The 8,179-nt window shown below is 43.8% G+C and carries 5 protein-coding genes and 1 rRNA gene; 4 read left to right on the forward strand and 2 right to left on the reverse strand.

Translation table 11 applies throughout. The features are described from left to right. The first annotated feature begins 19 nt into the window (after positions 1-19). On the forward strand, positions 20-1,240 hold the full coding sequence (locus AC1ECB_RS23945; protein WP_485666142.1) for a YeaH/YhbH family protein: 1,221 nt from the start codon (positions 20-22) through the stop codon (positions 1,238-1,240). Then, entirely contained in the window at positions 1,237-2,538 is a 1,302-nt protein-coding gene (locus tag AC1ECB_RS23950) for a SpoVR family protein (protein ID WP_485666143.1), read from the forward strand. Before AC1ECB_RS23945 ends, AC1ECB_RS23950 begins: the two co-directional genes overlap by 4 nt. Positions 2,539-2,588: 50 nt before the next feature. On the opposite strand, the gene AC1ECB_RS23955 is transcribed toward AC1ECB_RS23950, so the two are convergent. Further along, positions 2,589-2,762, reverse strand: coding sequence for a hypothetical protein (locus AC1ECB_RS23955; protein ID WP_485666144.1), 174 nt, complete (start codon positions 2,760-2,762; stop codon positions 2,589-2,591). A gap of 53 nt (positions 2,763-2,815) precedes the next feature. Further along, positions 2,816-3,454 carry a manganese efflux pump gene (locus AC1ECB_RS23960; protein WP_485666145.1) on the reverse strand — a complete coding sequence of 213 codons (639 nt, stop codon included), beginning with the start codon at positions 3,452-3,454 and terminating at the stop codon, positions 2,816-2,818. Positions 3,455-3,647: 193 nt separating this feature from the next. Here AC1ECB_RS23960 and gyrA point away from each other — a divergent pair, with 193 nt between their 5' ends. Together gyrA and AC1ECB_RS23970 are read left to right on the forward strand one after the other, a co-directional pair. Further along, on the forward strand, positions 3,648-6,089 hold the full coding sequence (gene gyrA / locus AC1ECB_RS23965) for a DNA gyrase subunit A (protein WP_485669397.1): 2,442 nt from the start codon (positions 3,648-3,650) through the stop codon (positions 6,087-6,089). 437 nt (positions 6,090-6,526) lie between these two features. Then, positions 6,527-8,082 (forward strand): 16S ribosomal RNA (locus tag AC1ECB_RS23970). The last annotated feature ends 97 nt before the right edge of the window (positions 8,083-8,179 follow it).

Here is an 8,179-nt window from a genome sequence, read left to right on the forward strand (position 1 = left end):
GTGATAGCGGAGGTAACCTATGGCAATTTTTAAAGAAGGTCGTACAGGAGAGTCTGATCGCTCGCAATATGACCGTAAGCGCCACCGTGAACTGGTTGAAGATGCCATCAAGCGTAATTTGGGTGATATTATTGCTGACGAAAGTATTATCGGCCAAAGTAAGAACAAAAAAATAAAGATACCTATTCGCGGTATCAAAGAGTATCAGTTTATTTATGGCAATAATAACAGCGGTACAGCTAGTGGTAATGGCAAAGAAGCACGTGGTCAGGTTATCGGCCGAACTAACAGTCAACAGGAACAAGGGATGGGGCAGGCCGGTAGTGAACAAGGGGAAGAAATTTATGAAACAGAAATTACCATGGATGAAATCGTCAATTATATGTTTGAGGAGGCAAAGCTACCTGAATTGGAGCGTAAAAAATTTGCGGTGCAAGAGACTGAGTATATATTCAAACGCTCTGGATATCAGAGAAAAGGCATTCCTCCGCGGCTGGCTAAAAAACGGACATTAGTGGAAAAGTTCAAACGCCAGCAAGGAATGATTAGAGAAAATCTTTGTAAACAAGTTCATTTTAAAGACGGCCAGCAGGTACGGGAGCGGATACCGTTTCGTGAAGATGATTTGAGATACTTTCGGGTTAAAGAAGATATTCGTCGTCATTCTAATGCGGTGGTTTTTTGCATTATGGACGTGTCAGGCTCAATGGATCAGAGTAAAAAATATTTGGCACGTACCTTCTACTTTTTATTATATCAATTTTTACGCTGGAAGTATGAACAGGTAGAGGTAGTATTTATTGCGCATACCACCGAAGCAAAAGAGGTAAATGAGCGGGAATTTTTCCACCATGGTGAGTCTGGTGGCACAATGATTTCTAGTGGTTATGCTAAAGCCCTAGAGATCATTGAGCAACGCTATAATCCTGATGTATGGAATATTTATGCCTTTCATTGTACCGATGGCGACAACTGGACAGAAGATAATGCACGAACCATTGAGAAGGCCAATGAGTTGGTTTGTGTCAGCAACCTGGTAGGCTATATCGAGATTCTGTCTAATTATAGTTATGGTGTGACCATTCGCCGTCAATTGGAGCAATACATTAAGGCCGAAAACTTCATTATTGCGTCTATGGGGCGAAAAGAAGATGTTTGGCCAGCCCTTAAGCGAATATTGGAAAAAGAAGCAGAACCGGTAATTCATGCTGAGACAGAGGGTGGAGGTGATGGACAATGACGGCAGATTATGGCATGCATGAATTAGAAAAATGGAATGATAAAATTGAAGCACTAATTGCCGGTTCTGGTCTAAATTGCTATGAACAGCAGTTCGAAATTTGTAGCTACGAAGATATGTTATGTTATGAATCGTATGTCGGTATGCCATCTCACTACCCTCACTGGAGTTACGGTAAAGCTTATGAACGGCAAAAAACCTATTACACGTATAACTTAACTGGTTTGCCATATGAGATGGTGATTAACTCTGATCCTTGCATCGCCTATCTCATGCGGGATAATACCTTGCTGTTGCAGATATTGACAATTGCTCATGTGTATGGGCATAATGATTTTTTTAAAAATAATCGGCTGTTTAGAGAAAACACCCGGGCGGAATTGACTGTTGAAATGTTTAAAAGTCATGCCAGCCGGGTGCGGGAATATATTGCTGATCCTAGTATTGGACCAAAACAAGTGGAGCGAATATTGGATGCTGCTCATGCACTCCGATTTCAAGTCAGACGGCAGGGAGAAGGTAAGCCTCTTACTAAGAGTGAATTGGCTAAAGAAGTACCAGATGAGGTGCCAGACCGCTTAAAGTTGGATTTGTTAGGATTTTTGAGTGAGCGGGGTAAGTTGTCTTACTGGGAACGGGATTTAATCAGTATTGTCAGAGAGGAAACTTTTTACTTTTTACCCCAACTTGAAACCAAGATTATGAACGAGGGCTGGGCCAGTTACTGGCATTATTGCCTGCTCCAAGAGCTTACACTGCCGCAAGGCTTGTATTTTGAGTTTCTGCAGCGTCATAATCTTGTTGTCCGGCCATATGAGCGGCAAATTAATCCCTATTTTATCGGTTTTAAAATGTTTGAGTATTTGGATAAAAATTTTGGGCGGGATGAAATATTTAAAATTCGTCAGCAAGAACGGGATCAATCGTTTCTACGGCGGTTTTTGAACCAAGAGTTGTGTGAAGAACTATATTTATTTAACTATAAAATGCGTGGAATAGATATTGTGGTGACAGAGGTAGCTGATGAAGAGGGTTGGAAAATTATTCGTGATGAATTAGCTAATATGGTTGGTTTAGGAATGGTGCCGGAAATTCGCCCACAGGATGTGGAGAATGGGGTATTAGTACTCGAACATATCTATGATGGGCGGGAGTTAGAAATCAATTATGCCAAAGAGACGATTAAATATGTCGCTGAGTTATGGGGAGACCGGGTAGATATAAAGACAAAGCTTAATAATAAAGATAAAATTGTGCGTTGTAACAAAGACAAGTTTGTAGCTGTGTGGGATGTATAGTGAATAGAAAAAACTAGATTGAGACTTCTAGTCTCAATCTAGTTTTTCTATTAAGGGGTATACTCTTTTGCTGTTTCTTCGCCAATAAGCACGCGGTAGACTTCTTCGGCCAGTGCTTGTAGTTCATTTTCTCCAGGCAGGATAACAACTGGGGCAATAAAACTGACGTATTCTGTGAGCTTGGCTGTAAGCTGCTCTGAATAAGCCATACCGCCAGTGAGCATAATATAATCTACTTTACCGCAGACCGGTATGGCGGTCGCACCAATACCCCAGTCTAACCAAGCCGGAGAATACCAAGCAATATCAGGAGTGCACCCGGCAGATAGGGAAACCGTTTTTTCATTCTTTCGGAAATAAATTTCTGAGATGAATAAAAACCAGTGGCGATGCAAAGCATGTGAATTATGCCAATGGCCAAAGGGGTATAGAAGGGGAGCGGGCCCATGAGGGCGGCAGCAAAGGTGCCAACCATAGCATCGGCGCCAACTGCAAATCCAAGAAACACAGCTTCCAGTGAGCTTATAATACCAAGTTTATCGACATCGGCGGTTTCTGGTTTTGCCATGATACTGATAACTAAGCGGCCTATTGAAAAAGTTAGTTTGCGTGCAGTAACTTCGCCATCCATTTCATAGGAGGCAATATCTTTGGTTATGTATTGTTGGAAGAGGCTCCAAAGACCAAGCATAATCAGGAGTAATGCTCCCATGGCAATAGCAACGTCTGTATTGATGAACTGGCCAACAAGATAGGCCATAACCATGGCTATAGCGGTACAAATACCAGCTACAACCCCGACAATACTTAAAGAAGTAAAGGGCATGCGGATATTTTTTAAGCCATAAGCGATGCCGGCTACAAAACCGTCAATACTTACAGCTAAACCGAGTAGTAAAACATAAAAAATGCTCATGAATAGTACGCCTCCTGTTATGATGATAAAACTTTCTTTTCATGTTTAGTATATGGTTAAAGAATAAAATGGGTTACAGGCAGTGTATTCAGATACTTTTATGCTTTTGTCTAACATTTGCAGGATTTTTTTGCATATGTGAGGAAAATATAGTAGAATGTCGAATTATTGAGGTGGTTTTGTGCAAGATGGTTTGGATTTTGGATTAGGTAAGGTTTTACCAATCAAAATTGAGGAAGAAATGAAAAATTCATATATCGACTATGCTATGAGCGTAATTGTTATGAGGGCATTACCTGATGTCCGCGATGGTCTAAAACCAGTTCATCGCCGGATACTTTACGCTATGCACGAGGCTGGGATGGCGGCTAATAAGCCTTACAAAAAATCAGCGCGTATTGTCGGTGAAGTTTTGGGTAAATATCATCCCCATGGTGATAGTTCGGTATATGATGCCATTGTTAGAATGGCGCAAAGTTTTTCTACCCGCTACATGCAGGTTGACGGACACGGCAACTTTGGTTCAGTGGATGGTGACTCGGCGGCAGCCATGCGTTACACGGAAGTGCGAATGTCGCGAATTGCCGAAGAGATGTTGGCTGATATTGAAAAAAACACGGTTGATTTTGTTCCTAACTATGACGAATCATTAAAAGAGCCGGCAGTATTGCCATCTAAGGTACCTAACTTATTAATCAATGGTTCATCCGGTATCGCTGTTGGTATGGCTACTAATATTCCTCCGCACAATCTGGGGGAAGTAGTTGACGGCCTCATTATGATGATTGATAATCCGGATGTGACGATTAATGAATTAATGCTGGCTATTAAAGGCCCAGATTTCCCGACAGGGGCTTTGATCCTTGGACGTGAAGGAATCTGGCAGGCTTATACTACTGGACGGGGCAGTGTCAAAATGCGGGCGCAGGCTAGAATTGAGAATATGTCTAGTGGCAAGCAACGAATAGTAGTTACTGAATTGCCTTATCAGGTAAATAAGGCCAGAATGATTGAAAATATAGCCGGACTTGTCAGGGATAAAACGATTGATGGTATTACTGATCTTAGAGATGAAAGTGATCGCAAAGGTATGCGGGTGGTCATTGAACTCAGACGGGATGCTAATGCAGATGTTGTTTTAAATCAGCTTTATAAACATACACAAATGCAGGATACTTTTGGAGTAAATATGCTGGCCTTGGTAAAAGGGCATCCAAAAGTACTCAACCTGCAGGAAGTTTTGAAGTATTACCTGGAACATCAAAAAGAAGTAATTATCCGCCGTACTAAGTTTGAACTGGATAAAGCACGGGCCAGAGCGCACATTTTAGAAGGTTTAAAAATTGCGCTTGACCACCTGGATGCTGTTATTAGTACAATTAGACAATCACAAACACCGGAAATTGCCAAAAATGCATTAATGGACAAGTTTAGCCTAAGTGAGAAACAATCTCAGGCTATCTTGGATATGCGTCTCCAGCGCTTGACTGGACTTGAACGCGCCAAAATTGAAAACGAATACAAGGACATCTTGGAGACTATCGAATGGTTGGAGGGTGTGCTGTCAGACGAAGGCAAAGTAATGAACATAATTAAAGAAGAACTTTTGGATGTAAAAAAACGTTTTGCTGACGAACGACGTACTGTTATTACCAGCGATGTGTCTAAGATGAATATGGAAGACCTTATTGCTGAAGAAGACATTGTAATTACCTTGACGCACCAAGGCTATATCAAACGTTTGCCTGTTGATACCTATCGCAGTCAGCGCCGGGGCGGTAGAGGTGTACATGGGATGGGAACAAAAGAAGAAGACTTTGTCGAGCATTTATTTGTGGCGACAACACACCACAATCTATTGTTCTTCACCAGCAGGGGGCGGATGTATCGACTAAAAGGATATGAACTGCCGGAGGCCGGGCGTACAGCCAAAGGCACGGCTATCGTCAACCTGCTCCAAGTGGAAAAAGATGAAAAAATCACAGCAGTTATTCCGATCAAAGAGTTTAGCGCCAAACGCTATTTGTTTATGGCTACGCAAAAAGGTACTGTCAAGAAATCCGAGTTGCTCGAATTTGACACTGCCCGAAAAGGCGGTTTAATAGCTATCTCCTTGGATGAGGATGATGATTTGATTGGCGTTAAGCTGACAAATGGTGAATGTGATATCATCATGGGTACTCGGGATGGCAAGGCCATTGTCTTCCATGAAGCTGATGTACGAATTATGGGTAGGACGGCACATGGAGTAAGAGGAATATCTCTAGATAAGGACGACCAGGTAATAGGTATGGATGTCGTTAAAAGAGACGGCGAAGTGCTGACAATAACCTCAGAAGGCTATGGCAAACGGACCAACGCGAACGATTACCGGATAACAGGACGCGGTGGCAAAGGTGTTATCAATATTAAACCCAATTCAGCGGAAAAAATCGGGTATGTTGTTGGTATAAAAATTGTTAAACCAGGGCAAGAACTTATGCTGATTACTAGTGAGGGTATTGTTATCCGGATGGAGATTGATACCATATCAGTGACAAGCCGTAGCACGCAGGGTGTGAAAGTTATGCGTACAGATGCGGAGGATCAAGTTGTTGCTTTGGCGGTTGTTGAAAATAAAGCGAATAATGATTAAACGACAAATAGAGTAAAGCTAAAATAAATAGACATGGCTTACGCTATTGCCACAGGCTCGGCGTAAGCCATGTTTACTTTATAGTAAGAAATTTTCAATAAAAACAGTTATGTCACCAAAAATGATATTGACATAAATAAGCTAGGCATGATAAGATAGGCAAGTCGGTTTTAGGCGAGGCAGTATAGCTAAGCATGAATAATGACAGCAATAAATACCAAAAATAAAAATGTTGACGCGGTGAAATAAACGTGGTAACATATATAAATGTCGGCTCGGTAAGGATGCGAACGGCAAAACGTTCCCTGAAAACTGAACAATGTAAGAAATGCATCAAAAAGCCAGATGTGCGGTTGTATGTCGCTTGCGACATATAAAACCAAAAACAATTTCTATTTAATTGATTTATAGAGCCAACAAATGGCTTCAATAATATTTTATTGGAGAGTTTGATCCTGGCTCAGGACGAACGCTGGCGGCGTGCCTAACACATGCAAGTCGAACGGGGAGTTAGTAATAACTCCTAGTGGCGAACGGGTGAGTAACGCGTAGACAACCTGCCTCTAAATTGGGGACAACACCGCGAAAGTGGTGCTAATACCGAATGTGGTATCTTAGTCGCATGACTAAGATAAGAAAGGTGGCCTCTGAATATGCTACCGCTTAGAGATGGGTCTGCGTCTGATTAGCTAGTTGGTGAGGTAACGGCTCACCAAGGCTTCGATCAGTAGCCGGTCTGAGAGGATGAACGGCCACACTGGGACTGAGACACGGCCCAGACTCCTACGGGAGGCAGCAGTGGGGAATCTTCCGCAATGGACGAAAGTCTGACGGAGCAACGCCGCGTGAGTGAAGAAGGTCTTCGGATTGTAAAGCTCTGTCGTTTGGGACGAACGTGTTCTATGTGAATAATGTAGAGCAATGACGGTACCAAAGGAGGAAGCCACGGCTAACTACGTGCCAGCAGCCGCGGTAATACGTAGGTGGCAAGCGTTGTCCGGAATTATTGGGCGTAAAGGGCGTGTAGGTGGATTTTTAAGTCGTGTGTCTAAGTGCGGGGCTCAACCCCGTATAGGCGCAGGAAACTGGAAATCTTGAGTGCAGGAGAGGAAAGTGGAATTCCCAGTGTAGCGGTGAAATGCGTAGATATTGGGAGGAACACCAGTGGCGAAGGCGACTTTCTGGACTGTGTCTGACACTGAGGCGCGAAAGCCAGGGGAGCGAACGGGATTAGATACCCCGGTAGTCCTGGCCGTAAACGATGGGTACTAGGTGTAGAGGGTATCGACCCCTTCTGTGCCGCAAGCTAACGCAATAAGTACCCCGCCTGGGGAGTACTACCGCAAGGTTGAAACTCAAAGGAATTGACGGGGGCCCGCACAAGCGGTGGAGTATGTGGTTTAATTCGACGCAACGCGAAGAACCTTACCAGGACTTGACATTGAGTGAAAAGCTAAGAGATTAGTTCCTATCCTTCGGGATACACGAAAACAGGTGGTGCATGGCTGTCGTCAGCTCGTGTCGTGAGATGTTGGGTTAAGTCCCGCAACGAGCGCAACCCTTATCCTTTGTTGCCAGCGCGTAAAGGCGGGAACTCAAGGGAGACTGCCGCAGACAATGCGGAGGAAGGCGGGGATGACGTCAAGTCATCATGCCCCTTATGTCCTGGGCTACACACGTACTACAATGGGCTTAAACAAAGCGAAGCAAGCCCGCGAGGGTAAGCCAAACGCATAAACAAGCTCTCAGTTCGGATCGGAGGCTGCAACTCGCCTCCGTGAAGTCGGAATCGCTAGTAATCGCAGGTCAGCATACTGCGGTGAATACGTTCCCGGGCCTTGTACACACCGCCCGTCACACCACGAAAGTTGACAACACCCGAAGCCGGTGGGGTAACCAGCAATGGAACTAGCCGTCTAAGGTGGGGCCGATGATTGGGGTGAAGTCGTAACAAGGTAGCCGTATCGGAAGGTGCGGCTGGATCACCTCCTTTCTAGGGAGAACCGTTCAGCGTAACAACTGAACTAACTTCTAGGTCGGTACATCTTGGCAGATGAACACTCTTACATTGTTTAGTTTTGAGGGAATGC

The organism is Sporomusa sp. 246TCP1 (assembly GCF_057319775.1).

What these genes read in the sequence shown, in the direction of transcription:
- AC1ECB_RS23960 (WP_485666145.1), bottom strand. Translation starts at nt 3,454, where the DNA reads ATGAGCATTTTTTATGTTTTACTACTCGGTTTAGCTGTAAGTATTGAC.
- AC1ECB_RS23950 (WP_485666143.1), top strand. Translation starts at nt 1,237, where the DNA reads ATGACGGCAGATTATGGCATGCATGAATTAGAAAAATGGAATGATAAA.
- AC1ECB_RS23955 (WP_485666144.1), bottom strand. Translation starts at nt 2,762, where the DNA reads ATGCTCACTGGCGGTATGGCTTATTCAGAGCAGCTTACAGCCAAGCTC.
- AC1ECB_RS23945 (WP_485666142.1), top strand. Translation starts at nt 20, where the DNA reads ATGGCAATTTTTAAAGAAGGTCGTACAGGAGAGTCTGATCGCTCGCAA.